Raw genomic sequence first — 26,944 nt, forward strand, 5'->3', positions numbered from 1 at the left:
CATGCTGATGCGCGCGGCCGTCCTGACCGGCTTCCACTCCCCCATGGAGATCCGCGAGGTGGAGATCGCCGATCCGGGGCCGGGCGAGGTCCGCGTGCGGATCAAGGCGTCAGGCGTGTGCGGCTCCGACCTCAAGGCCATCGACGGCAAGAGCCCGGTGGTCGGCGAACTGCCGTTCATCCTCGGGCACGAGAGCGCCGGAGTGGTGGAGAGCGTCGGCGCGGGCGTCACCGGCGTCCGGCCCGGCGACCACGTCATCATCTCGATGAACGGCCCCTGCGGGCGGTGCCGCCACTGCGGGGCGGGCCGGTTCCACCTGTGCTCGGGCCCCGCCAGGCTGCAGACGATCATGGGTGGCGCGCCCAGGATCACCCTGGACGGGCAGGAGACGCGCCGGTTCATCGGCATCGGCTCGTTCGCCGAGTACGCGGTCGTCGCCGAGGCCATGTGCGTGAAAATCGCGAAAAACGCGCCCCTGGATGCCATGTGCCTGCTGGCCTGCGGAGTCGTCACCGGCGTCGGCGCGGTCATGAACGTCGCCGAGGTCCCGCCCGGCGCGGGCGTCCTCGTCGTCGGCTGCGGCGGCGTCGGCCTCAACGTCATCCAGGGCGCGGTGCTCGCGGGCGCCACCACGATCATCGCGGCCGACGTGGCCGAGCAGAAGCTCAAGCTGGCCGAGCGCTTCGGCGCCACCCACACGCTCGTGGCCGACGACCTGCCACGGCAGGTGGACGAGCTGGTGAAGGGCGGCGTCGACTACGCCTTCGACGCGACGGGCGCACCCGGCGTCCTGTCCAAGGCCTTCGCCGCGACCCGGTCCGGCGGCACCACGGTCATGGTCGGCAGCCCGCCCCAGGGCCAGGCCGTGGAGGTGGACCCCGGCCTGCTGTTCGCCTCCCGCCGCCTCATGGGCACCCAGGGCGGCGACGCCGCGCCCCACCGCGACCTGCCCATGCTGGCCGAGCAGTACCTGCGGGGCCGCCTCGACCTCGACGGCCTCATCTCCGAACGCCTGCCGCTCGACCGGATCAACGACGCCGTGGCCCACGTACGGGAGGGCTCGGTGGCGCGTACCGTCATCACCTTCTGAAATACGAACACCCGGCGTCACCGCACTCATACCCTGTGTGTCATGACGGAGAGAAGACTCAGGGTGCGCGTCCGGCGGGCCGCCATGGCCACGGTTCTGACGGCCCTGGCCATGACCGGCCCGGAGCCCGCCGGCGCCAAGGGCGTGTACGACTTCGGCACCGAGGGCGTGGTCATCTGGAGCGACCCGCGAAGGGACGCCGTCCTCGTCGGCTTCGGCTACCCGGGCCAGGGCTTCGAGTCGGACCGGTCGGAGGAGCACGGCTTCTTCCAGTGCGACGACTACTTCGACAGCATCCTGTGGCACCACGGCCGCAACACGGCCACCGGCATCGTCGGCTGGGTCCCCGCCTGCAACCTCGCCGACGCCGACTAGACCCCCAGCGTGACCGGCTCGGGCCGCTCCTCGGGCGCGGGCCGCTCCTCCTCCTCCTCGTGACCCTCCACCGAGAGGTTCGGCAGGAGGCGGTCCAGCCAGCGCGGGCACCACCAGTTGAGCCGCCCGAGCAGGACCATCGTCGCCGGCACCAGGAACCCCCTGATGATCGTGGCGTCCACCGCGATGGCCACCGCCAGACCCACCCCGAACGTCTTGACCATCGGGTCCGGGTACGCGATGAACGCCACGAACACGGCCACCATGATCAGCGCTGCCGACGTGATGACCCGGCCCGTCGAGCCGAGCCCCTCCGCCACCGCCCGCGCGTTGTCCCCGTGCCGCAGGTACGCCTGGCGCACCGCCGTCAGCAGGAACACCTCGTAGTCCATCGACAGCCCGAACAGCACCGCGAACAGCATCAGCGGCACGAAGCTCTCGATCGGCACCGAGAAGAAGACCGTCTCCAGGTACGAGGAGCTGGCCGGGGCGTCCATGCCCACCAGGCGGCTGCCCAGGCCGATCGAGAACACCAGGGCGAGCGCGCCGAAGGCGGCGCCGAGCGAGATCAGGTTCATCACCGCGGCCTTCACCGCGACGACGGGCGCGCGGAAGGCGAACAGCAGGAGCAGGGCGCTCAGCAGCACCACCACGCCGATCACCAGCGGAGTGCGTTCGGACATCCGGGTGCCCGCGTCGGTCATGGCCGCCACCTTGCCGCCGACGTGCACGCTCACCCCGGGCGGCGAGATGGCCCTGATGTCCTTGACCACGTCGGACGCCCGCGGGTCGCTGGGCTTGTACTCGGTGACGACCTGGAGCAGGACCGAGCGGCCCGAGGAGTTGACCTTGGGAGTGGCCACGTGCGCGACGCCGTCGACGTCGCCGACCTCGCGGACGAGCTGGTCGACGACCGGGTCCTTCTGGTCGGCCACCTTGGCGGGCAGTTCGGCGACCACGAGCAGCGGACCGTTGATCCCGTCGCCGAAGCCGGCGGCCATCAGCTCATAGGCCCGCCTGGGCTCCGAGCCCTTGGTGCCGTACCCGTCGTCGAGCGGCCCGAGCTTCAAGGCCAGCGCCGGCGCGGCCAGCAGGCCCAGCGCCAGCACGCTGCCGAACAGCACCTGCCACGGCCGGCGCGCCACCCACGACCCCAGGCCGGCCCATCCGGACCCGGACGAACCGCCGCCGCGCAGGAACGGCACCTTGAGCGCGTTGATCCGGTGGCCGAGCATCCCGAGCAGGGCGGGAACGAGGGTGACCGAGGTCAGCACGGCGGTGACGACCGAGATGCCGGTGATCCAGCCGAGCGTCGCCAGCAGCGGGAACCCGCCCAGCATGAGCGCGCTCAGCGCGATGATCACCGTGCCGCCCGCGAACACCACGGCCCCGCCCGAACTCGCCACGGTCCGCCGTACGGACTCCACCACCGGCACCCCGTCGGCCAGCAGTCGCCGGTGCCTGGACAGCAGGAACAGCGCGTAGTCGATGCCCACGCCCAGCCCGATCATCGTGGCCATGATGCCCGCCTGCTTGGGCACGTCCAGCACGTGTCCGAGCAGCCCGATCACGCCGAGCCCCGTGGCGACGCTGACCAGGGCCGTGAAGATCGGCACCAGCGCGGCCGCGAGCGTCCCGAACGCGAACACCAGCACCAGCAGCGCGCACACCACGCCGATGATCTCGCTGGGCCCGGTCTTGATGTCCTTGTCGGCGGGGGTGGAGCTGTCGGCCGCCACCACCTCGATCCCGGCGGCCCGCACCGGGTCGGCCGCCTTCGACAGCGCCCGCGTGGTCTCGGCGACCTTGGTGCCGTCCTGGCCCTGCATGCGGATGGCGATGAGCCCGATCTGCAGGCTGGCGGAGATGCCGCCGCGCCTGAACGGGGTGTCCACCCCGACGACGTGCGGCATCGTGCGCAGGCTCGCCAGGACGTCCTCGACGGCCTTCTTGCGCGACTTCTCGACGAGCGGCCCGCCCGCGGAGTAGAGGACGAGTTGCACCGTCCCGCCGGTGTCGTACCCCGGCCCGAAGCCGGTCTTCATCAGGTCGTGCGCCCGCTGCGCGTCGGTGCCGGGAATCGTCGCGTCGTTGCTGACCGGGCTGCCGAGCACGAGGCTCCCGCCCATCAGCGCGGCCGCCACGACCACCCATAACGCCAGCACCAACCGCCCGTGCCGCGCGCACCAGCCGCCCAGCCGCCCAAGAAACCGCGTCATCGCCCAAGTCCCTCTCGACGGCCGTCCTGTACGGTCGTACAGGACTACGATAAAGCAGGAAATATCCGGAGGGGATGCATCGCATGGAAATGAGATGATGACCACACCCGACGACACCCGGACCCGGATCCTGGCCGCGGCCAGAGAGCTGTTCGCCGAGCGCGGTTACGCGGGCACCTCGCTGGCCGACATCGCCGCGGCCGTGGGCCTGACCAAGACCGCCGTCGCCTACCACTTCCACCCGAAGGACCGCCTGGCCTCCGAGTTACTCGCCCCGGCGGGGGACGACATGCTGGCGCTGCTCGGGACCGACTTCCCGAGCCGGGAGGCGTTCGTCGACGCGCTGGTGACCTTCGCGGTGCGCTACCGCTCGGTGATCCGCCTGTTCATGGAGGACCTGGCCGCCGAGGACCCCGGCGCGCCGGAGTCGGAGCGCGCGACGGTCAGGACGTTCAGGGACGAGATCTTCGGCCGGCTCGTGGGCGACGACCCCGACCCGGAGACCAGGCTGAAGAGCTGGGCCCTGCTCGGCGCGCTGCAGTGGGGCGCGGTCAGGACCATGGACCTGCCGGAGGAGCAGGTCCGCGAGGTGCTGCTGGAGGCCTGCCGGGCTTTCTAGAGACCCAGCACCTCCCGTTCGACGTGGTCGAGCGCGAGGCGTACGGCGCCCAGCGCCACACCCTCGTCCCCGAACGTGGAGGCCACCACCTCCGGCACGCTCACGCACAGCTCGGCCAGGTGCCGGCGGAGCGGTTCGAGCAGCACGTCGCCGGCCTGCGAGTGACCGCCGCCCAGCACCAGCAGGTCGGGGTCGATGGCCAGCGCGAGCGCCGAGGCGCCGATCGCGAGGTTCTCGGCGTAGCGGTCGACCCGCCGCGCCGCGTCGCGGTCGCCCGCCAGGGCCGCCTCGAACACCTCGGCCGCCGAGGCGTCCTCGCCCAGCTCGCGGGCCGCGTCCTCCCAGCCGACCTGGCGCAGCGTGCCGATCTCGCCGGCGGCGCCGTTGCGCCCCGGGTGCAGCCGCCCGCCGATGAGGATGCCCGCGCCCGCCCGGTGGCCGACGAGCACGTACACGATGTCGGAGGCGTGCTGCGCGCTGCCGCGCCAGTGCTCGGCGAGCGCGGCGAGGTTGGCGTCGTTGGCGGCCAGCGCCGTGCCGCCGAACCAGCGCCCGGCCAGCTCCGCCAGGTCCACGCCCGTCCAGCCGGGCAGCGTGATCGACAACCTCACCCGGCCGGTGCGGTCCACGATGCCCGGGGTGCCCGCCGCGACCGCCCACACCCGCGTGCGCGCGACGCCCGCGCCGTCCACGCACTTCAGTGCCGTACGCCGGGCCGCCTCCAGCCGTTCGTGGGCCGCGGCGTCGCCGGAGACGTCGGCCCGCTCCCAGGCGATCACCTCGCCGTTGAGATCGGCCAGCGCGGCCACGATCCCGTCGCCCCCGACCTCCACGCCCACCACGTAGCCGGCGTCCGCGCGGAACCCGAACCGCCGCGCGGGCCGCCCCATCACGCCCTCGTCGGGCGGCACCTCCCTGACGTGGCCGCGCTCGCCCAGCTCGTCGAGCACCGCCTCCACCGTCTGCCTGGACAGCCCGGTGATGCGGCCGAGCCGGGTCAGCGTGGCCACGCCCTCGCGGCGCAGGGCTCGGAGCGTGATCTGGGTGTTCACCTTGCGCAGCAGGGACGCGTCACCTGGGCGAAGCTCGGTCAACTTATGAGACCTTTTCTCATAACTCTCCCATTGACGGGGAACAGCCAGGATCCTAGCATCGGGCCGACATACGTGAACTGGTTACATATGTGGAGGCGCAATGGTCACGCTCGCCATCGTCGGCGCGGGTTCGCGAGGTTCCTCCTATGCCCGCCACGCCACCGGGAGCGGCCGGGCGCGGGTGGTCGCGGTGGCCGATCCGCTGGCGGCCCGCCGCGCCAGGTTCCCGGAGGCCGAGGCGTACGCGGACTGGCGCGAGCTGGCCGCGCTCCCCCGCCAGGCGGACGCGGTGATCATCGCGACCCAGGACAGGGACCACGTCGAGCCCGCGGTGCGCTTCGCCGAGCTGGGCTACGACATCCTGCTGGAGAAGCCGATGGCGGTCTCCGAGGACGACTGCCGGCGCATCGTCGCGGCCGCCGGACGGTCCGACGCCGTCTTCGCCGTCTGCCACGTGCTGCGGTACACGCCGTACACGCGGGCGCTGAAGGCGCTGCTGGACGGGGGCAGGATCGGCGAGATCGTCAGCGTCCAGCACCTGGAGCCGGTCGGGTGGTGGCACCAGGCGCACTCGTACGTGCGGGGCAACTGGCGCCGCTCCGACGAGTCCACGTTCATGCTGCTGGCCAAGTCGAGCCACGACCTCGACTGGCTGGTGCACCTCACCGGCAGGCAGGTCACGCGCGTGTCGTCGTTCGGCGGGCTCAAGCACTTCCGCCCGGAGAACCGCCCGGAGGGCGCCGCCGACCGCTGCCTGGACTGCGCGGTCGAGGCGGCGTGCCCGTACTCGGCCAAGCGCATCTACCTGCCGCTGGCCGGGCGCGCGGTGTGGCCGGTCTCGGTGCTCACCGACGACGTCTCCGAGGCCGGCGTGCTGGCGGCGCTGCGGACGGGCCCGTACGGCAGGTGCGTGTACGCCTGCGACAACGACGTGGTCGACCACCAGGTCGTGAACATGGAGTTCGAGGGCGGCACGACCGCGTCGTTCACCATGACCGCCTTCACCCCCTCCCTCCACCGGCAGACCCGGATCTTCGGCACCCGGGGCTGGATCGAGGGCGACGGCGACCGCCTGACCGTCTTCGACTTCGTCACCGGCCGCGAGGAGACCGTCGACACCCGCCCCACCGGGGACGCGACGGCTCGGGGCGGCCACGGGGGCGGTGACGAGGCGCTGGTCGACGCGTTCCTGACCGCGGTCGCCACCCGGGACCGCTCCTCGATCCTCTCCTCGCCGGGCGAGAGCCTGCACAGCCATCTCATCGCCTGGGCCGCCGAGAGGTCGCGGCTGGACGGCCAGACCGTCACCGTTCCTGAGGACTGAGCGTGAGTCGTCACTCCTCTGAGGTCGGGCCGGTGGTGGGGGTCTCCCCGGGCTCACCCGGGTCCGGGCCCGACTGGCCGGCCAGGCCGAAGGCGATCTCGATCGCGCTGCCCGGCCTGGCGCAGGTGCCGGCCTGGAGGCTCTGGTCGAGGACCGTGCCCACCCGCGACTCGTCGTCCACGACCTGACCCTTCGTCCGCACCGTGAACCCCGCCGCGACCAGCGCCGCCCGCCCGTCCTCCAGCGCCTGGCCGACGACCGACGGGACCGTGGCGCCGTTGCGCGCGACCGTGAGCGCCACCGGGGTGCCGCCCGTGACGCGCCCGCCCGCCTTGGGCTGCGTGGAGAGCACCTGCCCGTCCGGCCGGTCGACGCAGGAGCGGGTGACGGCGCCCACCGCCAGGCCCGCGTCCGTGAGGGCGCCCTCCGCGGCCTTGCGCTGCAGGCCCGTGACCGCGGGCACGGGCACCCCGGCCGACACCTCCAGCGAGACCTTGCTGCCCCTGGTCACCAGCATGCCCGGGGCGGGCTGGGCGCTGAGGACCTGGCCGATCCGCTTCGGCGAGTCGAGCTGGGTGACGGTGCCGAGCACCAGCCCGGCCTGTTTGATCGCCTTCGTGGCCGCGCCCTTGTCCATTCCCGCCAGCGCCGGGACCGGGACCGCGGCGGGGCGCACCGCCGACGGCGGCGGCGTCGTGGGCCCGCGCGCCTCCAGCGTCCCCGTGGTCTTGAGCGGGACCTTCTGCGCGGTCGTCCTGTCCGCCGGAGGCCGGGACTTCACCGGATCCGACTGCGGGGGGACCGACGGGCCGGCCCCCTGCGGCGCCTGGGGCCGCTCGGCCGTGTTCGCCGTGGGTATGTGGGCGGTGAGCAGCACGGCGGCCGTCACCAGCAGGGCGGCGCAGACTGCGATCGCGGCCCTGGGCCAGGCGACCCTGGACAACCCCGCCGGCGATGGATCGTTCCCCGGCCCGGAGCCCGCGGGTAACGACGCGGGCGCGGACACGCTCCCTTCCGTGGGCGTGGACGCTCCGGCCTCTTCCGTGGGCGTGAACGCGCCGGTCTCCTCCGTGGGCGCGGACGCACCGGCGCGGGAGTCGGGCAGCAGGTAGCCGCCGGCCACCCCCGTGGCCTCCGGCTCGGCCATCGGCGCCCGCTCCGACGAGCGCTGCTCTGGCACCAGCGGCGGCACCCGCAGGATGTGGGCCGGCGGCGAGCTCAGCACCTCCGACGGCACCTCCGACTCCCCCAGCAGCTCGAACAGCAGGTCCCTGCTGGTGGGCCGGTTGCGCGCGTCCTTGTCCAGGCACGCCTCCACGAGGGCCCGCAGCCGCCCGTCCAGGCGTCCCAGCTCGGGCGGCGCGGTCAGGATGCGGTGCAGCACCGGCGCGACCGAGTCCTGCCCGAACGGGGCGGTGGCGTTGGCCGCGAAGCACATCGTCGCGCCCCACGAGAACACGTCCGCGGCGCCCGTGACGGCCGACGCCGTGATCTGCTCGGGCGCCATGTAGGCGGGCGTGCCCACCCCGCGCCCGCTCACCGTGGCCGCCGCGTCCAGCGCCTTGGCCAGGCCGAAGTCGATGACGCGCGGCCCGTCGGAGCCGAGCAGCACGTTCTGCGGCTTGAAGTCGCGGTGCACGATCCCGGCCCGGTGGATGGCCGTGAGCGCGGTCACCGTGCTGACCGCCAGCCGCTCCAGCGCCCCGCCCCGCCGCGGCCCGGTGAGCGCGACCTCCCTGTGCAGCGACGGCCCGTCGACATATTCGCTGACGATGTACGGACGCCCCTCGTCGAACCCGGCGTCGATCACCTGCGCGGTGCAGAACCTCGCCACGTGCTTGGCCAGCTCGACCTCCCGCAGGAACGCCGCCCGCTCGTCACCCACGGGTCCGTGCAGCAGCTTGACCGCGTAGGTCTCCCCGCTCCTCCAGCCGAGGAAGACCGCGCCTTGACCACCTTCACCCAGTCGCCCGGACAGCTCGTACTGTCCGAGTCGCTGCGGGTCCCCCGTTCTGAGCGGCTGCGCCGTCGGCACGGGCGTCTCCCCTCGCCGCCACCCTCGCCTGCTTTCTACTGAAAGCAACGGGCCGCCCCGAGTCAACGGTGGTCAGGGCATCGCCGCCTGACCGTGACACAGCTGGTCAGGATTCGCGGGTGACCGTGCCCGAATAGGTCACCTCGTCCTTACCTTCGCGCGTCACCTTGATGTCCATCTGGTTCGACGCCGATGTCGGGATCATCCGCAACGTCCCCGGATAGCACTCATCGCCCGTGACCCGGTCGAGGGTGAAGACCATCCCGCTCCCCTGCCGCAGGAGCCGTCCCGAGCAGTGCAGGTCCGATCCCCACAGCATGGCCCCGCCGTCGTTGTCGGGGCCCAGACGCAGCTCGACGGGGAAGACCCGCTGGGCGGTGAAGTGCTCGGCCGAGCCCGTCCACGTCCCGACCAGCCCCGGCTCCTGGGCACCGCGCAGCCAGAACACGAACCCGGCCACCGCCATGGCCACGCCCGCCGCGGCCACGCCCATCTGCCAGGCTTTCACCCGCCTGCGGGGCGGGGGCTCGGGAACGGTGTCGCGGCTGACGGCGGGGAAGCTCGTCGTGGGGTCGGGGTCGTGGATACGCCCCGGCTCGGCGCTGGGCGGCGCGGTCTCCATGACCAGCCGGAGCCCGGCGGTGCTCAGCTCGCGATCGGCGAACGTCCTGCCGGACCCGGTGACGGGCGAGACACCGGACGGGCCGACGGCGGCCTGCGCGCCCGAGGACAGCACGTCGCCGCCCCCCGCCGCCTGGCCCAGCAGCCGCCGCAGCACCTCCTCCGCGTCCGGCCGCTCCCCCGGCTCCGGCGCCAGGCAGGCCGCCACGATCTCCCGCAGCCGCCCGGTCAGCGGCCCGAGGTCCGCCTTCGCGTACAGGATCCTGGCCAGGACCTCCTGGTAGGTGTCCGCCGTGTACGCGTGCCGCCCCGTCGCCGTGTACGCGACCGTCAGCCCCCACGCCCACAGGTCGGCGGGCGGCCCGGCGGGCTCACCCTTGATGCGCTCGGGCGACAGGTACGCCGGGGTGCCGACGGGCATCGCGTTGGTGGTGGCCGCGGTGTCCATGAGCCGGGACACCCCGAAGTCGATCACCCGCGGCCCGTCGAGCCCGAGCAGCACGTTGCCCGGTTTGAAGTCCCGGTGGACCACCCCGGCCCGGTGGATGGCCCCGAGCGCGGTGGCGGTGCCGATGGCCAGGCGTTCGAGTGACCCGCCCAGGCGCGGCCCCTTGGCGACCACGTGCTCCAGCAGCGAGGGGCCCTCGACGTACTCGCTGACCAGGTAGGGCCGGTCGCCCTCGAGATCGGCGTCGATCAGCTGCGCCGTGCAGAACGCGGCCACCCTGCGGACCGCCTCGACCTCTCCCAGGAACCTGCGCCGCACGTCGGGGTCGCCTGACAGGCTCGCGTGCAGCAGTTTGATCGCGACCTGGGCGCCCTGCTCGGAGTGGCCGAGGTAGACGACGCCCTGTCCGCCCTGGCCGAGCCTGCGCGACAGGCGGTACGATCCCAGCTGTCGCGGATCATCGGCTCGGAGTGCGGACATATCTCCTGATTATGCCGGGCAATCGATCAGTCGCGCATAATCATCAAGGATCGGCAACACCGTATCCGCAGGCGCGCTGGGCAAGGTGGCCACCGCCTCCTCGATGCCGAGCCCGGCGAAATAGTCGAGCTTCTCCTCCGTCGGCAGCGTCCCGAACGGGATCACCTTGGCCATCGGCCGCCCGGCCTTCTCGCACGCCTCGCGGAGCATCGGCAGCGCCGACCTGATCCCCTTGCCGCCGATCGGCATCCAGCCCTCGGCGTACTCGGCGACGTGGGCGAACAGCTTGGGTCCCGCCGCGCCGCCCACGTACACCGGCGGGTCCTGGACCGGCTTGGGCCAGCACCAGGACGGCTCGAACCCGTCGAACGAGGCCACCTCGTCCCGCCACAGCGCCTGCATGGCGAGCATGTTCCGCCTGGCCACCTCGCGGCGGCGCGCGTACGGGACGCCGTGGTTCTCGATCTCCTCGACGTTCCAGCCGAAGCCGACCCCGACCACGACCCGTCCGCCCGAGAGGTGGTCGAGCGTGGCGATGGCCTTCGCGGTCACGATGGGGTCGCGCTGGGCGGCGAGCAGGATGCCGGTGCCGACGCGCAGCCGGCGCGTCGCGGCGGCGGCGAAGGACAGGGCGACGAGCGGGTCGAGCGTGCGCTTGTACTCCTCGGGCAGCATGTCCTGCCCCGCCGCGGGAGGGGTGCGGCGCGAGACCGGGATGTGGGTGTGCTCGGGCACGTAGAGGGAGTCGAAGCCGCGCTCCTCCGCCGCTCGGGCGAGGTCCTGGACCGGCATGGTCAGATCCGTGGCGAACATCGTGACCCCGAGTCTCATGGGACCTCCTTCTAGTTAACCAAGCGATTGCTCGGTTAAGATTTCCAGAGTACCTTGCAGAAGACCATTCCGCGGAAAGAGGTCCCCGGTGAAGTTTTCTATCTTCCTGAATCCGCAGATTCCCGGCTCCGGGTACGCGGCCGAGGAGAACGCCAAGGCCAAACGCCCGATCGGGCGCGACACGGAGTCGTACCAGAAGCTGCTGCACGAGGTGCGGGAGATAGCCGTGCACGCCGACCAGCTCGGGTTCGACGCGCTCATGATGACCGAGCACCACTTCCACTCCGAGGGCATGGAGTTCTCGGTCAACCCGCTGATGGTCCTCACCGACCTCGCCGCCAGGACCGAGCGGATCCTGCTCGCGCCGCTCGGCCTGGTGCTGCCCGCCTGGGACCCGATCAGAGCCGCCGAGGACGTGGCGCTGCTCGACCAGTTCTGCAAGGGACGGCTGCGGCTCGGCGTGGCGCGCGGCTACCAGAACCGGTGGATGAACGTGCTGGGCCAGCGCTGGCACGCCGCCGCCGCGCGCTCCGACGGGTCGGCCTCCGACACGCGGAACTTCGACGTCTTCGGCGAGGTGCTGAAGATCATGAAGATGGCGTGGACGCAGGAGACGCTGCGCTACAAATCGGACGTGCTGGACTACCAGGTGCCGTATCCGTTCGAGGGCATCGAGGGATGGCCCGCGCAGGAGTGGACCCAGACGTTCGGGGCGCCGGGCGAGCTCTCCGAGGACGGCAAGGTGCAGGCCGTCTCGGTCTGCCCCAGGCCGTACCAGAACCCGCACCCCGAGCTGTGGCAGCCGTTCACGATCTCGGACCGGTCGGTCATCAGGGCCGCCCAGGAGGACATCCTGCCGTGGATGTTCACCCCCAACCCCGACGACCACGCCGCCAAGGCCAAGCTCTACCAGGAGGAGTCGGCCAAGCAGGGCCGCCAGTACAAGCTGGGCGAGCACACCGGCATCCTCAAGATCGTCGGTATCGCGGACACCACCGAGGAGGCCATCAACACCTTCGGCCGCAGCATCCCCAAGGACTTCGCCGCCTTCTTCGGCCCGTTCGGCTACCTGGAGGTGCTGCGCAAGAAGGAGGACGAGAAGCACAAGCCCATCTCCCCCGAGAAGGGCGACGCCAAGCGGATGAACGACGTGGAGATGGCGCTGTTCGGCACGCCGGACGACGTCAAGCGCGGGATCCAGCGGATGCTCGACCGCATGCCCGACCTGGAGTGGTTCGGGCTCTACATGCAGGGACAGCAGGGCGTGCTGCCGCTGGACACGGTCAAGCGGAATCTGGAGCTGTTCGCCACCAAGGTCATCCCGGAGTTCCAATGAAATTCTGGCTGGGAGCCTCGTTCGTCGACACCGACCAGTTCCTGGAGCTGGCGCGGGCGGCCGAGCGGTGCGGGTTCGACACGCTCACGCTGTCGGACCACCTGTTCTACGCCGACTTCGCCTCGCCGTACCCGTACTCGCGGTCCGGACGGCCGCGCTGGGACGCGCGTACGCACTGGCCGGACGTGTGGGTGACGATCGGCGCCATGGCGGCGGTGACCACGACCCTGCGTTTCTCCCCGAACGTCTACATCGCGCCCGCCCGCGACCTGTTCACCGTGGCCAAGCAGGTGTCCACGGCGGCGGTGCTGTCGGGGGACCGGGTGACGTTCGGGGTGGGGGTGGGCTGGTGCAAGGAGGAGTTCGTCGGCACCGGGCAGGACTTCCACACGCGGGGACGGCGGCTGGACGCGATGCTCCCGACGCTGCGCTCGCTCTGGGCCGGCGAGACGGTCGCCCTGGACGGCCTGCCCGAGCTGTCGATCTCGCCCACCCCCGACCGGCCGATCCCCGTCTACGTGGGCGGCGACAGCGACGCCGCCCTGCGCCGGGCCGCCCGGCTGGGTGACGGCTGGATCGGGAACCGGATCTACACGGAGGAGCAGTTCGACGTGGTGCTGGCCACGCTCCGCGGCCACCTCGACGAGAGCGGCCGGAGCGAGCCCCTCGACATCATCGCGCCGCTCGCGGTGATGCCGGACGCCGACACGTACCGCCGCTTCGCCGCCAAGGGCGTCACCGGGACCATGGCGGCGCCGTGGTGGCTGGCCACTCCCGAGGAGAAGGCCAGGTACGGCGAGGGAACGCTGGAGCTCAAGATCGCCACCATGGAGCGCTTCGCCGAGGAGGTCATCGCCAAGCTCTGACGTCACCGAGGCCGCAGGCCCAGCTCCTCCAGGGCCTCGGCCAGGCCCTTCGGCGACTCCGTCACCGCGCCGATGCGGGCCAGGGCGGCCAGGCCGAGATAGCCGCCGTACGCGGTCAGCGCCCGCCGGGCGGCCTCGTCCGGCGGCTGGCCGACCTCCTCCAGGACGGCTCGCATGAACGCCAGCCGCCGCTCGCTCACCCGCCGCACCACCGCACCCACGACCGGGTCGTCGGCCTCGCTGATCAGCCGGAACGAGACGGCGGCGTCACGCCCGTCGCCGAAGGCCCACTCCAGCAGCGTCCGCATGCGCTCGGCCGGATCGGGCACCGGCTCCAGCCGGGCGATGATCTCCTCGGTGCCGGCCTCCCACCGCCGCAGCGCCGCCTCGACCAGCGCCTGGCGGTTGGGGAAGTGCCAGTAGAAGCTGCCCTTCGAGACGCCGAGCCGCACCGCCACCGGCTCCACGGCCACGGCGGCCAGCCCACCCTCCGCCAGGGCCTCCAGCGCGGCCCGCGCCCAGTCGTCCGCGTTCAACCGACCCACTCTCCCATCCTTCCATACGCCACCGTATAGTCGGACCATACGCATCCGTATGGAAAGAGGTGGCCCCCATGCCCACGCTCACGGACCGGTTCATCCCGCGGCCCGACGCCTCCGAGCGGCACTCCATCGTGATCAACGCCTCCCGCGAGCGCGTCTGGGCCGCCGTCGCGGACCCGGGCTCGTTCGACCTGCGGGCCGTCGTGGCCATCCGCAACCTGGCCGCGCGCCTCAGCGGCGGCCGGCCGCACCGGAGCGCGCCCCGCTTCACGCCGCTCGGCGAGGACCCGGGGCACGAGCTGGTCATGGGGCTCATCGGGCAGTGGTGGCGCCTCGGGCACGCCGAGAAGAGCGGCGCGATCTCCGGCGCCGCCGACTTCCACGCGTTCGACCGTCCCGGCTACGCGAAGGGCACGCTGTCCTTCCGGCTGGACGAGGCGGGCGAGGGGCGGATCAGGCTCGTCACGGAGACCCGCGTGGTGGCCACGAGCGAGGACGCGCGGCGCGCGTTCCTGCGGTACTGGATGGCGATCCGGCTGGGCAGCGGCCTGATCCGCCGCGTCATGCTCGCCGCCCTCCGCGCCCGCGCCACCCGGCCCCTCTGAGCGTGCCGCCGGCCGGCCGGCTGACCGATCCCGTCGCGCGCCGTCCCGGGAGCAGGAGAGGCCGGGATGGGCGATAACCTTCGTCCTGTGCTGGAAAGGATCTCAGCCACCCGTTACGTGACCCCGTTGCGGGAGGGTGGTTCGCTGCCCGGCGTCGTCGAGGCCGACGACCTGGGCACGTACGTGGTGAAGTTTCGCGAGGCGGGCCAGGGCCGGCGGGTGCTCGTCGCCGAGATCGTCGCGGCCGAGCTGGGCCGCAGGCTGGGGCTCAGGACCCCCGATCTCAAGCTCATCGACCTCGACCCGCAGATCGGCATCCGGGAGCCGGACGAAGAGGTGCAGGACCTGCTCAAGGCCAGCACCGGCCTCAACCTGGCGATCGACTTCCTGCCGGGCGCGCTGGGGTTCGAGCCGCTGGCGTGGGCGGCGGACCCGGTGTTCGCGGCCAGGGTGGTGTGGTTCGACGGGCTCATCCACAACATCGACCGCAGCTGGCGCAACCCCAACATGCTGGTCTGGCACCGCGAGACCTGGCTGATCGACCACGGCGCGGCGCTCTGGTTCCACCACAACTGGCGCACGGCCGACCCCCAGCGGACGTTCGACGCGGGCGACCACGTGCTCGCGCCCTTCGCCGGTGACGTCGAGGCCGCGGGCGACCAGCTGGCCGCGCGGATCACGCGGGGGCTGCTGGTGAGCGTGACCGCGATGGTGCCCGACGAGTGGCTGGACGGCGAGCCGGGGTTCGACAGTCCGGAGGCGGTGCGCGAGGCGTACGTCGATCATCTGATGGAGCGGGCGCACGGGCCGCGCGAGTGGCTCGTGCGCGGCGAGGCGAAGTCGCCGCACGGCGGCCCGGGGTCGGTGGGCGAGTTCTGGCGGGGAGGCGGCCGGTGACCAGGGACGTCTACGAGTACGCGGTGATCCGCGTGATGCCCAAGATCGAGCGCGGCGAGCTGATCAACGCGGGCGTGCTCCTCTACTGCCAGCCGCGCGGCTACCTGTGCGCGCGGGTCCAGCTCGACGCCGCCCGGCTGCGCGCCCTCGACCCGAACGCCGACCTCGACGAGGTACGCCGTGCGCTCAGCGCGTACGAGCTGGCCTGCGGCGAGCGGCCGGGACCGCTGGCCGAGGAGTCGCTCGGCGGCAGGTTCCGCTGGCTGACCGCGCCGCGCAGCACGATCATCCAGACCGGGCCCGTGCACGCGGGCCTCACCGCCGACCCCGACACCGAGCTGGCCAGGCTGTTCGACAAACTCGTCCGTATCTAGAAAAGCACGGACATGAAGGTGTCGACCTCCTGGAAGCCCACCTTGCGGTAGACGGCCCTGGCCGAGAGGTTGAAGTCGTTCACGTACAGCGTGACCACGGGGGCGAACAGGCTCCTCGCAGCCTCCACGACGGCGGCCATGCCGGCCACGGCATGGCCCTTCCCCCGCAGCTCGGGGGCTACCCACACGCCCTGGATCTGGCAGGCCTGCGGCGTGACGGCCCCGACCTCCGCCTTGAACACCACCCGGCCGTCGTCGATGCGCGCGTAGGAGCGGCCGATCCTGATCAGCTCGGCGACCCTGGTCCGGTAGAGCGCGCCGCCGTCGCCGAGGTTGGGCGAGACGCCGACTTCCTCGGTGAACATGGCCACGCAGGCGGGCAGCAGGATGTCGAACTCCTCCGGCCGCACCCGGCGTACGAGCGGATCGGCGGGCACCGGCGACGTGCGGGAGGTGGCCATGACCGGCTGAGCCCAGCGGATGGCGCGCGCCCGGCCCCAGTGCGGCTCGAGACGCTCCCACAGCAGAGAGACGGCGTCGACCGGGCCCACGATGGAGGAGCAGCGGCGCCCCTGCTTGCGGGCACGGTCGGCGAAGGCGTGCACGGCCTCGGGACCGGCGTTGACGGGCACCATGTTGGCCCCGGCGTAACAGAGTGACACAAGGCCGCCTCGCGCGCCGAACCCCCACATCTGCCCACCCAGCCTCGCCGGATTGAGTCCGACGGCCCGCACTCTGGAGGAGACGAAGACGTTCGCGACCGGGTCGGTGTCCAGCAGGGCTAGGACCTCGTCCCGGTCGCTGTCGTCGAGCACGCGCGACGCCGATGTACGCAGCATCACAAAGGTCACACTACGCGAAGGGGCACCGATTGGCTCAGTGGGTGACGGCCACGGTAATCCTTTCTTGACGTCAGTCAGAGCCCAAGGGTGCCGAGGATCCCGAGCAGCCCGGCCGGAGGGCTCACCGCGTCCGCCGTCATGTGGGTCGACGGGCGCGGCTCGGGCTGCGCGGCGCACTCCACGTCCCGCGGCGGCACCGTGCCGTCCCGCAGGTAAGCGGCCAGGTGCTCGTCCACGCACTCGCTGCCCGTCAGCGACACGCCGTGGTTGCCGCCGGCGTCGATCACCATGCCCGTGCGGACGAAGTGCCTGCGCATCTCCAGGGCCCCCTTGAACGGCGTCGCGGCGTCGTCACGGGACTGGATGAGGAGCACCGGCGGCAGGTTCGACGAGCCCTGCACCTCGATCGGCGTCCCGCCCCGCACCGGCCAGAAGGCGCACGGGGCGTTGAACCAGGCGTTCGGCCAGGTCAGGAACGGCGCCCGGCGGTGCAGCCGGGTCATGTCCTCGCGCCACTTCTCCCACTTGCGCGGCCACTTGGCGTCCCTGCACTGGACGCCCAGGTAGGAGGCGTAGCCGTTCTCGTCCGCCTTGTCGTCCTCGCCGTGCTTCTTGTAGATGTCCACCATGCCCTTCACGTCGCCCTGCCGCACGTACGCGGACCAGGCCGCGGCGAACGCGGGCCAGACCCGGTCGCTGTACCCGGCGACCGTGAACGTGTCGTCCAGCTCGCTCGGCCCCACGATGCCGCCGGCCGGGCGGGCCCGCAGCCGGTCGCGCATCGCGTAGTAGGCGAACGACGTCTGCTTGAGCGAGGTGCCCAGCCGGTAGACGTCGTTGTGCTTGGCCGTCCAGGCCAGGAACTGCCGGTGACGGTGCTCGAAGGCGCTGTCCTGCCGGATGTTCGCGTCGTACCAGACGCCCGTGGGGTCGACCGTGCTGTCCATGACCAGCCGCCTGACCCTGGACGGGAAGAGCGTGGCGTAGACGGCGCCCAGGTAGGTGCCGTACGAGTAGCCGAGATAGCTGATCTTCTGCTCGCCGAGCGCGGCACGGATCGAGTCCATGTCCCTGGCGGAGTTCTCGGTGGTGAGGTGCGGCAGCAGCCAGGACCAGCGCGCGCCGCACCGGTCCGCGAACTCGTGCGCCCTGTCGAGCAGCTCCCGCTCCTCGGCCGGCCCCTTCGGCACCGCGTCCGGCCTCGGAGCCTTGAAGAACACCGCCGGGTCCACGCAGTGCAGCGTCGGCTCGCTGCCCCCGACGCCGCGCGGGTCGAACCCGACGATGTCGTAGCGCTCGCTCACGTCCGACGGCAGGGACGAGGCCACGAACTCGGCCAGACTCCGCCCCGGCGCGCCCGGCCCGCCCGGGTTCACCAGGAGCGCGCCCAGGTAGTTGGCGCTCCTGGAGACCCTGGCCCGGACGCGGTTGACGGCCAGCTCGATCGTCTGGCCCCACGGCTCCCGATAGTCGAGCGGCACGCGTAGGGTGCCGCACTCCAGGTTGGCCGGCGCCGGCCTCCCGCTACTTCCTATCGGACACGGCCCCCAGGCGATGGCCGCCGGCGCCTGTCTCGCACCACTGGCCACCGCCGTCCCATCCCCGCTGGCTATCGCTCCGACGAGCACCGCGACACCGGCGACAACCCCAACGACCCGCTTCACCCGGCCCCCTCCCTGTTCATAGGCCCTGCGATGCTCCCGTGAGCGACCGGTTGATCACGTTGAGTATGGGGAAAAGCTTGCCAACTTGTAATCGCACGATTGCATGAAGTGACCGTGGCGTATCGGGGCGCGGATCGCCCGGCGACGGCCTACCATCCCGGCATGGCGAGGGGATATCGGTACGTCGACGCGGTCCGGCTCCTGGGCGGGCAGGACCCGGCGGTCAAGGCCCTGGACACCCTGCTGGGGGTCGGCACCCTGGGGCTGTGGGATCTGATCGAGGCCAAGAACGAGCTCGTCAAGGTCGGGAACGACCTGCTGGGGCGGTGGCGGGACTGGCGTTCCGACAAGGTGTGGCGCAGCCGTACGGAGAGGTTGGAGGCCGCGCACGCGATCCTCGTCGTCACCGCCTACCTGGAGGCGTTGGAGGACTTCGAGCTGCCTTTCGATCTCAAGGACCTGCGGTTCGGCAAGGACGAGCAGCGCGTGGTCATGAGGATGCGCGAGATCCCCTGTCCCGCCCCGCACCGGCCCTTCGAGCGGAACGTCAATCAGATCAAGTTCACATACACCTGGTTCGGCAGCGACATGCTGGACTTCATCGTCCAGCTCGACCTCCGGGATCGGCTCCGCGACCATGAGTGGGAGACAGTCCGCGCGACGTTCGACGACACCGGTCTGGTCGAAGAGGCCCTGCGCCGCTACACCGACAGCTACCGGCGGCTCGCCGTGGACGTCCCGGAGTTCGCGTTCTGGGCCGGGCAGGTCGATCACCAGGCGACGCGCGAGGGCCTGGCCGAGCTGCGGCGGCTGCTCGGCATGATCACCTCGGGCGCCGCGCTGCCCGCTCAGCTGGAGACCGTGTCCCGGCTGCACCGGGCCGCGCTGACCCGCCCGGTCGCCGAGACGGGGCACGTTCCGACGGGCATGGAGCTGCCCACGCTGGACCAGGCCTACCTCGCCCCTCGTTACAAGGTCGCGGAGACGACCGCGTCCGACGACCCGAGCGCCGAGTCCTGGTGGGAGGAGGCCGAGGTCAGGGAGGATCTCGCCGGGTTCCTGGCCGGTTTCCTGGCGGGCAGGGGCGCCACGGAACGGCCGCTGGTCGTGCTCGGGCAGCCCGGGGCGGGCAAGTCCGTGCTCACCAAGGTCCTGGCCGCCAGGCTCTCCCAGGAGTCCTTCCTGCCGATCAGGGTGCCGCTGCGCGAGGTGTCGGCGGGAGCCGACATCCAGCAGCAGATCGAGCAGGCCATCTACCAGCTGAGCGGGGAGCGCCTGCAGTGGCCCGACGTCGCCAGGGCCGCCGGCGGGGTGCTGCCCGTCGTGTTCCTCGACGGGTTCGACGAGCTGCTGCAGGCCACCGGGGTACGGCAGACCGACTATCTGGAGCAGGTCGCCAGGTTCCAGCAGCGGGAGTCGGACGCGGGCCGCGCCGTGGCCGTGATCGTCACCAGCCGCACCGCCGTCGCCAACCGGGCGAGCTTCCCCGAGGGCACCTGCGTGGTCAGCCTGGCGCCGTTCGACCAGCAGCAGATCGCACACTGGCTGCGGATCTGGAACAACGCCAACGCCGACTACTTCCAGCAGCGCGGACTGCTCCGGCTCACCCCCGACGTGGTGAGCCGGCAGGCCGCCCTCGCCGGGCAGCCGCTGCTCCTGCTGATGCTCGCGCTGTACGACGCCGACAGCAACGCCCTGCACTCCGCCGCCGAACTGGGCCAGGCGGAGCTCTACGAGCGCCTGGTGCGGAGGTTCGTCGAGCGCGAGCTGGAGAAGGCGCATCCGCGTGCCGAGGTGGCCGGGCTGGTCGAGCGGGAGCTGGTGCATCTCGCCTGCGTGGCATTCTCGATGTTCAACCGGGGGCGGCAGTGGGCGACCAGCGCCGAGTTCGACCAGGATCTGAAGGCGCTGAAGCTGGTCCCGGCTGAGGCCGGCGCGGGGTTCGCCGCCCCGCTCAGCTCGGGCGACCTGGCGCCGGGCAAGTTCTTCTTCGTGCACGAGGCCCGGGCCACCCGCGACGAGGAGGTGCTCCATACCTACGAATTCCTGCACGCGACCTTCGGCGAGTTCCTCATCGCGCGCTTGGTGGCCGCTCTCCTCAACGAGATCGTCGGAGCCGCCAACTCGGTGTTGCGCGAGGTCGACGACGGGCTGCTCAGGACGCTGCTGTCCTGGGCGACGCTTTCCACCCGCCGTCCCGTCATCGTCTTCCTGCAGGAGCTCTCGAAGCCGGAGTGGCAGAGGCTGATCGTCCGGCTGTTGCGGCGGCTGGAGTCGCGGGACGAGCCGCCTTACCGGTATCGGCCGTGGGAGGCCGGTCCTCAGCGGCGGTTCGCCTACTACTCGGCGAACCTGGTGCTGCTCGCGCTGGTCTGCGGAGACCTGCCTGCGAGTGCGCTGATGCCGGGGCACGAACCAGTGATCCGGGAATGGCGGGGGTACGCGCTGCTGTGGCGCTCGCAGTGCGCGCCCGAGGAGTGGACCAGCCTCACCTCCATGATCAACACTATTCCGGAGCACACGGACATGGCCCTCCGGTTGGCCCTGGACAGTCGGAGCATCACGCTCAACCCTCTGCCCAACCCGCTGCTGGACGCGCGTGGTGTCATGCAACTCGAAGTCGAAGCCCGCTTCTGCTACGACGCGGACCAGATGGCGCTCGTCCAGGCGATATGGCCGTTCATAGGCGAGATCAACGACGGCGACCCTGCTTGGGGGCGCGGAGAGCCGTTGCGGGGGCTGCTGGAGGTGCTGAAATTGAATACAGACAGCGGCCAAGTGCGTCGTGAGACCTACCTTCGCGCGATGGGGGACTGGCAGTCGAGCAAGGCTGTGCCGCTGATCAAGGCCATACTTGGTGACCTGGCCCTGATCAGCGCCCCCGACCGGGACGAGCTCCTCGCCGACCTGTTGAGGGAATCGAGGAACGCCCGCTTCGTCCTGCGACTCGTCGCCATGGCGACAGAATCCCTGCGCTGATCGCCGACGGCGGCCGGGCTACGCGTGCTCCGCCGTGTCGAAGAGAGCCTTGGTGGCGTCGCCGAAGTACGGGCCGTACATGGTGCGCTGGTCGTCGCTGTACTTGAAGCTGCTCACCGACGTGATCGTCCCCTTGCCCGTGGCCAGGTCGAACGTGGTCATCCACGGCCCCCCGCTCGATCCCGCCGTCATCTCGCAGCCCACCCCCTGATCGCGGCTCTGCCCGTACGGGTCGGCCCGCAGCCGCCCCGCGCAGTAGACCAGGTGATGCCCGTCGTACGGCGGGTCGGCCGGATAGCCGAAGCCGAACACCTGGCCCCCGCGAGCGGCGTTGAAGGCGATCTCCTGCGTGCCCACCACGTCGGCCACGTGCCTGCCGCCGGACGTGGCCAGCGCCACCATGCCCACGTCGAAGTTGTCGTCGCCACGGCTCGACCAGGGCCCGGCGACGAACATCCGGCGGGCCGCGTACTGCCCGAACCGCTGCGCCCCGCCCATCCCGTACGCCGGGACGAACGTCCAGTTGGCGGCCCACCCGCCCGCGCCGTCCTTGACGCAGTGCCCGGCGGTGACCACGACGTCCCTGTTGGCGCTGCGTACGGTGCTGGCCGAGCAGACGAAGTCCGCCCCGCGCACGGTCAGGAAGACGCGGCCGGTGGTCCTGGCCACGGCGCCGCCGGTGATCCAGCGCGAGCCGACCGTGGTCGTCTCCGGCCGCTTGACCGCGGCCCCCTCGTCGCGCCGGGCGGCCGCCGCCTGGTGCCGGGGCGTGCGGCCCCACAGCCAGGCGGCCAGGCCGTCACCCGGCACGCCCGTGGTCACGCCGTCGCCTCGCGGGGTCAGGCGCCGGCTCGACACGTCAGGAGCGGTGCGTACCTCCGTGCGCCCCGTCACGCCGCTCAGCAGGCCCGCGCCGTCCGTCACGCTGTCCAGCAGGTCGATCGGCAGCGCCTTGGCCATGCGCTCCGGCGTCCAGTAGTCGAGCACGCGCCGCTGCTCGGCGCTGGTGCGGGCGGCCACGTGCTCGACTATCTGGTGACGCATCGCCCTGTGGTCGGGTGGGTCGGCCTGCTGCTGGCCGGGGGCCGCACCGAGGAGGGCGGGCCCGATCAGCCCCGCCAGAAGCGGGGCGGCCGCTAGCAGGGGGGTGCTCAAGGTCATGCCCCCCGAGTCTGCACTACGAGATGTGTTCTTGTGACTACTTTCGGTAAATACCTCAGAGTGCGTTGGTGCTCTGTGCCGCTTGGTAGACGCTCTGCGCCTCGTTCCCGAAATATGGGCCGAACATCCAGTTGGGGGCGAAGTTGTATTTGAAGCTGTTTACCGAATTCTGGGTGCCGAGGCCGGTCGACTCGTTGAAATTCAGCATCCAGGGGCCGCCACTGGAACCGCCGGTCATGTTGCAGGTCAGGCCGTGGTCCTCGCTCGCGAGGAAGTCGTCGAAGGTCCGCCCGCTGCAGTAGATGAGCTTCGAGCCGTCGTACGGTGCCGCCGCCGGGTAGCCGAACCCGTACATCTGCTGCCTTCTCCCCTGGTTGAACGCGACACCCTGGCCGCCCACGACGTCCACCAGCGCCTTGCCCTCCAGCGGCGCGACGACGGCGGCGGCGACGTCGAAGTTGATGTCCTCGCTCGCGTTCCACTGCTGCGTGGTCAGCAGTTTCGTGGCCGCCCAGGTGCCCGACGGGCGGTTGCCGTTGTTGTAGCCGGGCACGAAGACCCAGTTCGTGTGGAACGTTCCGTTCAGCTTGACGCAGTGGCCGGCGGTCAGGACCACGCTCTTGTTCGCGCTGGTCACCGCCGAACCCGAGCAGGACGCGTTGCGTCCCTGCGTGGTGAAGAAGATCCGGCCGGTGGTCTTCACGACCGCGCCTGAGCCGGTCCACGGCTCGCCGGACGATCGGGCCGCCTGCAGCTCCGCCCCGGCACGCGTCGCCCCGGTGGGCGGCGCCGTCCACGGGGTGCCCTCGGCAGGCTCTCCCAGCGCCATCTTCGCCCCCTTCTTCGGGCCGGGCGCGTCCAGCGGCTGGGCCGCCTCCATCCGCTGTTCGGTCCAGTACGTCAGGACCTGCCGCTGCTCGGACGCGGTGTCCGCCGCCGCGTACTGGGCGGGTTTGGGCCGCATCTGTACGCCGGCCTGCGCCCCACCGGCGGGCAGCAGGACGGCGCCGCCGGTGGTGAGGCTGAGGATGGAAAGCAGAACGACTGCGCGGTGCATTACGTACCTCCCGAATACCGGACCTGGGGTACGGAAGGTAGCCGTAGCAATATCCGGATTTCTCAAGATTTGCGCATACCGATATAGCCGTATTCCGGCATTAATTCACTGCGTTATCTCGGGTCACATAAGTGCTGGGATTTCGACGCGGTCGGTGCCGCGTGCCCGAGCGCGCCCTGCAGCGGGGACAATGGACGAGTGCAAGAAGAGACCCTCCGATCCGTCGTGGTGCTCGGCTCCACCGGCTCCGTCGGCACCCAGGCCCTCGATGTCATCGCCGCCAACCCCGGCGGCTTCAAGGTCGCCGGGCTGGCGGCGGGCGGCGGGCGGGTCGATCTGCTGGCCAGGCAGGCGGCGGCGTTCGGCGTCGAGGTGGTCGCGGTGGCCGACGCGGCGGCCGTGCCCGAGCTGAAGGACGCGCTGTCCGCGCACGGCGCGAAGCCCACGGTGCTCGGCGGGCCCGAAGGGGTCGCGGAGGTGGCGGCCTGGCAGTGCGACACCGTGCTCAACGGCATCACCGGCGCGCTCGGGCTGACCTCCACCCTGGTCGCGCTCGAGGCGGGCAGGACCCTCGCGCTGGCCAACAAGGAGTCCCTGATCATCGGCGGCCCGCTGGTCAAGCGGCTCGCCAAGCCCGGCCAGATCCTCCCGGTCGACTCCGAGCACTCGGCGGTGCAGCAGTGCCTGTGGGCCTCGGGCCCCGACGGCTACGACCCCGACAGCGTCAAGCAGCTCGTGATCACCGCGAGCGGCGGGCCCTTCCGGGGGATGAAGCGCGAGGAGATGGCCGGCGTCACGCCTGAGATGGCGCTGGCCCACCCCACCTGGTCGATGGGCCCGGTCATCACGATCAACTCCGCCACCCTGGTCAACAAGGGGCTGGAGGTCATCGAGGCGCACCTGCTGTTCGACTTGGGTTTCGACCGCATTGAGGTCGTGGTCCACCCGCAGTCGATCATCCACTCCATGGTGGAATACGTCGACGGCTCGACCGTGGCCCAGGCCAGCCCGCCCGACATGCGGCTGCCGATCGCGCTCGCGCTCAGCCACCCCCACCGCATCCCGGGTGCGGCACGGGCCATCGACTGGACCAAGGCGCACACGTGGACGTTCGAACCCCTCGACGACGTCGCGTTCCCCTCCGTCGCGCTGGCCAGGCACGTCGGCGGCGAGGGCGGCACCGCGCCCGCCGTCTACAACGCGGCCAACGAGGCGTGCCTCGACGCGTTCATGCGGGGCGAGCTGCCGTTCCTGGCGATCGTCGACACCGTGGCCAAGGTGGTCGAGGAGCACCAGGTCACCCCGGCCGACTCGGTCGAGGAGGTGCTCGCGGCCGACGCCTGGGCCCGGGCCCGCGCGATCGAGCTGTCCCGCTGACTACCTAGACTGGAAACCGTCGTCACAGTAAGGGTTGAAATGTCTTCTGTAGCTCTCGGCATCCCGACGGTCCGTCCCAAGCCGCTCGCCGAACGCCGACTCTCCCGCCAGATCATGGTCGGCAGCGTCCCCGTGGGCGGCGACGCACCCGTCTCGGTGCAGTCGATGACGACCACGGTGACCGCCGACGTCAACGCCACGTTGCAGCAGATCGCGGAGCTCACGGCGTCCGGCTGCCAGATCGTACGCGTGGCCGTGCCGTCCCAGGACGACGCCGACGCGCTGCCGATCATCGCCAAGAAGTCGCAGATCCCGGTCATCGCCGACATCCACTTCCAGCCGAAGTACGTCTTCGCCGCCATCGAGGCGGGCTGCGCGGCGGTTCGGGTCAATCCCGGCAACATCAAGAAATTCGACGACAAGGTGGGCGAGATCGCCCGGGCGGCGGCCGACCACGGGGTGCCGATCCGCATCGGCGTCAACGCCGGGTCGCTCGACCCGCGCCTGCTGCAGAAGTACGGCAAGGCCACGCCCGAGGCCCTGGTGGAGTCGGCGCTCTGGGAGTGCTCGCTGTTCGAGGAGCACGGGTTCCGCGACATCAAGATCTCGGTCAAGCACAACGACCCGGTCGTGATGATCAACGCGTACCGGCTGCTCGCCGCCAAGTGCGACTACCCGCTCCACCTGGGCGTCACCGAGGCCGGCCCCGCCTTCCAGGGGACCATCAAGTCCTCCGTCGCCTTCGGCGCGCTGCTGGCGGAGGGCATCGGCGACACGATCCGCGTCTCCCTCTCCGCGCCTCCGGTGGAGGAGGTCAAGGTCGGCACCCAGATCCTGGAGTCGCTCGGGCTGCGCGAGCGCGGCCTGGAGATCGTCTCCTGCCCGTCCTGCGGCCGGGCCCAGGTGGACGTCTACACCCTCGCCGACCAGGTGCACGCCGGCCTGGAGGGCCTGAAGGTGCCGCTGCGGGTGGCCGTGATGGGCTGCGTCGTCAACGGCCCCGGGGAGGCCCGGGAGGCGGACCTGGGGGTGGCCTCGGGCAACGGCAAGGGGCAGATCTTCGTCAAGGGCGAGGTCATCAAGACGGTGCCGGAGTCGCAGATCGTGGAGACCCTGATCGAGGAGGCGCTCCGGCTGGCCGAGGAGATGGGCGTCGACGTCGACCTCGACGACGACTCCGGCCCCCAGGTCATCGTCAGCTGATGGCTTCTGATACCGGCTTCCTCCGGCCGGCGGGAGGGCTGTCATCCCCAGATATCGGTGGCCGGCAGAGCCCATAGCCGGTCGCCGAGCGACAAGCGGCGCCGATCTGATGACACAGCCCGTGACCTGGTCGATGTCGTAACCAGCGGGAGCAGCGATCCGCCACGAGCTACGCTGAAGCCACCGGCCAGGTGACGAGACCGAGAGGTGTTGAGTGACCATGAGCGTGGACCTCGAACACGAGCCCATCCACGACCTCGCTCGCCGAGTCATCCGGCTGGCGGAGGAAACCCAACATGCTGCCCAAGTGCTCGAACGCCGTCTGGAAGCGCTGGAACGCCGCAACGAAGCCGCCGGCAGAGCCGAACGCATCCTGACCATCGCGGCTGACATGCGCGGCCATCTCGGCCGCGACAAGCTGTCCACCGATCACCTCTACGACCCGGACACGGGCCTGCCCGCATGATCATCGACTCCAGTGCCGTCATCGCCATCATCAACGGCGAACCGAAGCCACCAGCTTCGCCCACGCCATCGCCGCCGCCGTATGCCGCATCTCGGCCGTCAACTACGTCGAAGCGGCCATCGTGGCTGACAACCGCGGCGACGCCATGCGCAACGCCTTCGACGCCCTCATCAACGAGATGGGCCTCATCGTCGAACCCGTAACCCCCGACCAGGCCAAGCTCGCCCGCGCCGCCTACCAGAACTACGGCCGGGGCAACCACTCCAAGGCGAAACTCAACATGGGCGACTGCTTCGCCTATGCCCTCCCCAAAGACCTCAACCAACCCCTCCTGTTCAAAGGCGAGGACTTCCCCCACACCGACGTCACCCCCGCCCAGCCGTAGCGGTCAAGACATGGGCATCGAGGTGAATCGAGGACGGCTCGGGCCCTCGGGCCC

At 71.2% G+C, this 26,944-nt stretch carries 24 protein-coding genes; 14 read left to right on the top strand and 10 right to left on the bottom strand.

The window, feature by feature from the left end; all coding sequences use genetic code 11:
• Position 1 precedes the first annotated feature (1 nt).
• Both AB0L65_RS05370 and AB0L65_RS05375 read left to right on the top strand, forming a co-directional pair.
• Positions 2-1,090, top strand: coding sequence for an alcohol dehydrogenase catalytic domain-containing protein (locus AB0L65_RS05370; RefSeq protein ID WP_364240456.1), 1,089 nt, complete (start codon positions 2-4; stop codon positions 1,088-1,090).
• A gap of 42 nt (positions 1,091-1,132) precedes the next feature.
• A complete protein-coding gene (locus tag AB0L65_RS05375) occupies positions 1,133-1,465 on the top strand; it encodes a hypothetical protein (protein WP_350724433.1) in 333 nt (110 codons plus the stop codon).
• On the opposite strand, the gene AB0L65_RS05380 is transcribed toward AB0L65_RS05375, so the two are convergent.
• Complete coding sequence (locus tag AB0L65_RS05380; RefSeq protein ID WP_364240459.1) at positions 1,462-3,684, bottom strand: MMPL family transporter; 2,223 nt, start codon at positions 3,682-3,684, stop codon at positions 1,462-1,464. The genes AB0L65_RS05375 and AB0L65_RS05380 overlap by 4 nt on opposite strands.
• A gap of 94 nt (positions 3,685-3,778) precedes the next feature.
• Here AB0L65_RS05380 and AB0L65_RS05385 point away from each other — a divergent pair, with 94 nt between their 5' ends.
• Entirely contained in the window at positions 3,779-4,303 is a 525-nt protein-coding gene (locus AB0L65_RS05385; RefSeq protein ID WP_350724429.1) for a helix-turn-helix domain-containing protein, read from the top strand.
• Here AB0L65_RS05385 and AB0L65_RS05390 read toward each other — a convergent pair.
• Positions 4,300-5,397 carry an ROK family transcriptional regulator gene (locus AB0L65_RS05390; protein ID WP_364240462.1) on the bottom strand — a complete coding sequence of 366 codons (1,098 nt, stop codon included), beginning with the start codon at positions 5,395-5,397 and terminating at the stop codon, positions 4,300-4,302. The genes AB0L65_RS05385 and AB0L65_RS05390 overlap by 4 nt on opposite strands.
• Before the next feature lie 100 nt (positions 5,398-5,497).
• On the opposite strand from AB0L65_RS05390, the gene AB0L65_RS05395 reads away from it, so the two are divergent.
• On the top strand, positions 5,498-6,721 hold the full coding sequence (locus AB0L65_RS05395; protein ID WP_364240465.1) for a Gfo/Idh/MocA family oxidoreductase: 1,224 nt from the start codon (positions 5,498-5,500) through the stop codon (positions 6,719-6,721).
• A 10-nt stretch (positions 6,722-6,731) separates the two neighbouring features.
• Here AB0L65_RS05395 and AB0L65_RS05400 read toward each other — a convergent pair whose 3' ends face one another.
• The 3 genes from AB0L65_RS05400 to AB0L65_RS05410 all read right to left on the bottom strand — a co-directional run bounded on the left by AB0L65_RS05400 (position 6,732) and on the right by AB0L65_RS05410 (position 11,136).
• Complete coding sequence (locus AB0L65_RS05400) at positions 6,732-8,756, bottom strand: PASTA domain-containing protein (RefSeq protein WP_364240468.1); 2,025 nt, start codon at positions 8,754-8,756, stop codon at positions 6,732-6,734.
• A 106-nt stretch (positions 8,757-8,862) separates the two neighbouring features.
• A complete protein-coding gene (locus AB0L65_RS05405; RefSeq protein ID WP_364240470.1) occupies positions 8,863-10,305 on the bottom strand; it encodes a serine/threonine-protein kinase in 1,443 nt (480 codons plus the stop codon).
• A 9-nt stretch (positions 10,306-10,314) separates the two neighbouring features.
• A complete protein-coding gene (locus AB0L65_RS05410) occupies positions 10,315-11,136 on the bottom strand; it encodes a TIGR03619 family F420-dependent LLM class oxidoreductase (RefSeq protein ID WP_364240472.1) in 822 nt (273 codons plus the stop codon).
• 88 nt (positions 11,137-11,224) lie between these two features.
• On the opposite strand from AB0L65_RS05410, the gene AB0L65_RS05415 reads away from it, so the two are divergent.
• Positions 11,225-12,472 (top strand): LLM class flavin-dependent oxidoreductase, encoded by a 1,248-nt coding sequence (locus AB0L65_RS05415; RefSeq protein ID WP_364240475.1) that lies wholly within the window; start codon positions 11,225-11,227, stop codon positions 12,470-12,472.
• Positions 12,469-13,338, top strand: a complete 870-nt coding sequence (locus tag AB0L65_RS05420) for a TIGR03619 family F420-dependent LLM class oxidoreductase (RefSeq protein WP_364240477.1) — start codon at positions 12,469-12,471, stop codon at positions 13,336-13,338. The genes AB0L65_RS05415 and AB0L65_RS05420 overlap by 4 nt, the downstream gene beginning before the upstream one ends.
• Before the next feature lie 2 nt (positions 13,339-13,340).
• On the opposite strand, the gene AB0L65_RS05425 is transcribed toward AB0L65_RS05420, so the two are convergent.
• A complete protein-coding gene (locus AB0L65_RS05425) occupies positions 13,341-13,883 on the bottom strand; it encodes a TetR/AcrR family transcriptional regulator (RefSeq protein WP_364240480.1) in 543 nt (180 codons plus the stop codon).
• Between the two features lie 68 nt (positions 13,884-13,951).
• Between AB0L65_RS05425 and AB0L65_RS05430 the strand changes: the two genes are divergently transcribed.
• The 3 genes from AB0L65_RS05430 (at position 13,952) to AB0L65_RS05440 (ending at position 15,756) form a co-directional block, all read left to right on the top strand.
• Positions 13,952-14,485 (top strand): hypothetical protein, encoded by a 534-nt coding sequence (locus tag AB0L65_RS05430; RefSeq protein ID WP_364240483.1) that lies wholly within the window; start codon positions 13,952-13,954, stop codon positions 14,483-14,485.
• An 87-nt stretch (positions 14,486-14,572) separates the two neighbouring features.
• Complete coding sequence (locus tag AB0L65_RS05435) at positions 14,573-15,382, top strand: HipA family kinase (RefSeq protein WP_364240486.1); 810 nt, start codon at positions 14,573-14,575, stop codon at positions 15,380-15,382.
• The gene (locus AB0L65_RS05440) at positions 15,379-15,756 is read left to right on the top strand and encodes a DUF3037 domain-containing protein (RefSeq protein ID WP_364240489.1); all 378 of its coding nucleotides are present in this window, start codon (positions 15,379-15,381) and stop codon (positions 15,754-15,756) included. The genes AB0L65_RS05435 and AB0L65_RS05440 overlap by 4 nt, the downstream gene beginning before the upstream one ends.
• Here AB0L65_RS05440 and AB0L65_RS05445 read toward each other — a convergent pair.
• The gene (locus AB0L65_RS05445) at positions 15,753-16,595 is read right to left on the bottom strand and encodes a GNAT family N-acetyltransferase (protein WP_364240601.1); all 843 of its coding nucleotides are present in this window, start codon (positions 16,593-16,595) and stop codon (positions 15,753-15,755) included. The genes AB0L65_RS05440 and AB0L65_RS05445 overlap by 4 nt on opposite strands.
• A gap of 77 nt (positions 16,596-16,672) precedes the next feature.
• Positions 16,673-18,079, bottom strand: a complete 1,407-nt coding sequence (locus tag AB0L65_RS05450; protein ID WP_364240492.1) for an alpha/beta hydrolase — start codon at positions 18,077-18,079, stop codon at positions 16,673-16,675.
• Between the two features lie 345 nt (positions 18,080-18,424).
• On the opposite strand from AB0L65_RS05450, the gene AB0L65_RS05455 reads away from it, so the two are divergent.
• Complete coding sequence (locus tag AB0L65_RS05455; RefSeq protein ID WP_364240495.1) at positions 18,425-21,241, top strand: hypothetical protein; 2,817 nt, start codon at positions 18,425-18,427, stop codon at positions 21,239-21,241.
• Positions 21,242-21,259: 18 nt separating this feature from the next.
• Here the strand turns inward: AB0L65_RS05455 and AB0L65_RS05460 are convergent, their stop codons facing one another.
• Together AB0L65_RS05460 and AB0L65_RS05465 are read right to left on the bottom strand one after the other, a co-directional pair.
• On the bottom strand, positions 21,260-22,402 hold the full coding sequence (locus AB0L65_RS05460; RefSeq protein ID WP_364240498.1) for a trypsin-like serine protease: 1,143 nt from the start codon (positions 22,400-22,402) through the stop codon (positions 21,260-21,262).
• Positions 22,403-22,457: 55 nt separating this feature from the next.
• Positions 22,458-23,459, bottom strand: coding sequence for a peptidase (locus AB0L65_RS05465; RefSeq protein WP_364240501.1), 1,002 nt, complete (start codon positions 23,457-23,459; stop codon positions 22,458-22,460).
• A gap of 198 nt (positions 23,460-23,657) precedes the next feature.
• Between AB0L65_RS05465 and dxr the strand changes: the two genes are divergently transcribed.
• The 4 genes from dxr (at position 23,658) to AB0L65_RS05485 (ending at position 26,890) form a co-directional block, all read left to right on the top strand.
• The gene (gene dxr / locus AB0L65_RS05470) at positions 23,658-24,836 is read left to right on the top strand and encodes a 1-deoxy-D-xylulose-5-phosphate reductoisomerase (protein ID WP_364240504.1); all 1,179 of its coding nucleotides are present in this window, start codon (positions 23,658-23,660) and stop codon (positions 24,834-24,836) included.
• Positions 24,837-24,875: 39 nt separating this feature from the next.
• The gene (ispG, locus tag AB0L65_RS05475) at positions 24,876-26,039 is read left to right on the top strand and encodes a flavodoxin-dependent (E)-4-hydroxy-3-methylbut-2-enyl-diphosphate synthase (protein ID WP_364240507.1); all 1,164 of its coding nucleotides are present in this window, start codon (positions 24,876-24,878) and stop codon (positions 26,037-26,039) included.
• Between the two features lie 220 nt (positions 26,040-26,259).
• Positions 26,260-26,505, top strand: a complete 246-nt coding sequence (locus AB0L65_RS05480) for a hypothetical protein (protein WP_364240510.1) — start codon at positions 26,260-26,262, stop codon at positions 26,503-26,505.
• 88 nt (positions 26,506-26,593) lie between these two features.
• Complete coding sequence (locus AB0L65_RS05485) at positions 26,594-26,890, top strand: type II toxin-antitoxin system VapC family toxin (RefSeq protein WP_364240604.1); 297 nt, start codon at positions 26,594-26,596, stop codon at positions 26,888-26,890.
• Positions 26,891-26,944 lie beyond the last annotated feature (54 nt).

Origin of the sequence: Nonomuraea sp. NPDC052116, assembly GCF_040680035.1 — a bacterium.
GTDB lineage: Bacteria > Actinomycetota > Actinomycetes > Streptosporangiales > Streptosporangiaceae > Nonomuraea > Nonomuraea angiospora_A.

What these genes read in the sequence shown, in the direction of transcription:
- AB0L65_RS05370 (WP_364240456.1), top strand. Translation starts at nt 2, where the DNA reads ATGCTGATGCGCGCGGCCGTCCTGACCGGCTTCCACTCCCCCATGGAG.
- AB0L65_RS05375 (WP_350724433.1), top strand. Translation starts at nt 1,133, where the DNA reads ATGACGGAGAGAAGACTCAGGGTGCGCGTCCGGCGGGCCGCCATGGCC.
- AB0L65_RS05380 (WP_364240459.1), bottom strand. Translation starts at nt 3,684, where the DNA reads ATGACGCGGTTTCTTGGGCGGCTGGGCGGCTGGTGCGCGCGGCACGGG.
- AB0L65_RS05385 (WP_350724429.1), top strand. Translation starts at nt 3,779, where the DNA reads ATGATGACCACACCCGACGACACCCGGACCCGGATCCTGGCCGCGGCC.
- AB0L65_RS05395 (WP_364240465.1), top strand. Translation starts at nt 5,498, where the DNA reads ATGGTCACGCTCGCCATCGTCGGCGCGGGTTCGCGAGGTTCCTCCTAT.
- AB0L65_RS05405 (WP_364240470.1), bottom strand. Translation starts at nt 10,305, where the DNA reads ATGTCCGCACTCCGAGCCGATGATCCGCGACAGCTGGGATCGTACCGC.
- AB0L65_RS05410 (WP_364240472.1), bottom strand. Translation starts at nt 11,136, where the DNA reads ATGAGACTCGGGGTCACGATGTTCGCCACGGATCTGACCATGCCGGTC.
- AB0L65_RS05420 (WP_364240477.1), top strand. Translation starts at nt 12,469, where the DNA reads ATGAAATTCTGGCTGGGAGCCTCGTTCGTCGACACCGACCAGTTCCTG.
- AB0L65_RS05430 (WP_364240483.1), top strand. Translation starts at nt 13,952, where the DNA reads ATGCCCACGCTCACGGACCGGTTCATCCCGCGGCCCGACGCCTCCGAG.
- AB0L65_RS05445 (WP_364240601.1), bottom strand. Translation starts at nt 16,595, where the DNA reads ATGCTGCGTACATCGGCGTCGCGCGTGCTCGACGACAGCGACCGGGAC.
- AB0L65_RS05455 (WP_364240495.1), top strand. Translation starts at nt 18,425, where the DNA reads ATGGCGAGGGGATATCGGTACGTCGACGCGGTCCGGCTCCTGGGCGGG.
- AB0L65_RS05460 (WP_364240498.1), bottom strand. Translation starts at nt 22,402, where the DNA reads ATGACCTTGAGCACCCCCCTGCTAGCGGCCGCCCCGCTTCTGGCGGGG.
- AB0L65_RS05465 (WP_364240501.1), bottom strand. Translation starts at nt 23,459, where the DNA reads ATGCACCGCGCAGTCGTTCTGCTTTCCATCCTCAGCCTCACCACCGGC.
- ispG (WP_364240507.1), top strand. Translation starts at nt 24,876, where the DNA reads ATGTCTTCTGTAGCTCTCGGCATCCCGACGGTCCGTCCCAAGCCGCTC.
- AB0L65_RS05480 (WP_364240510.1), top strand. Translation starts at nt 26,260, where the DNA reads ATGAGCGTGGACCTCGAACACGAGCCCATCCACGACCTCGCTCGCCGA.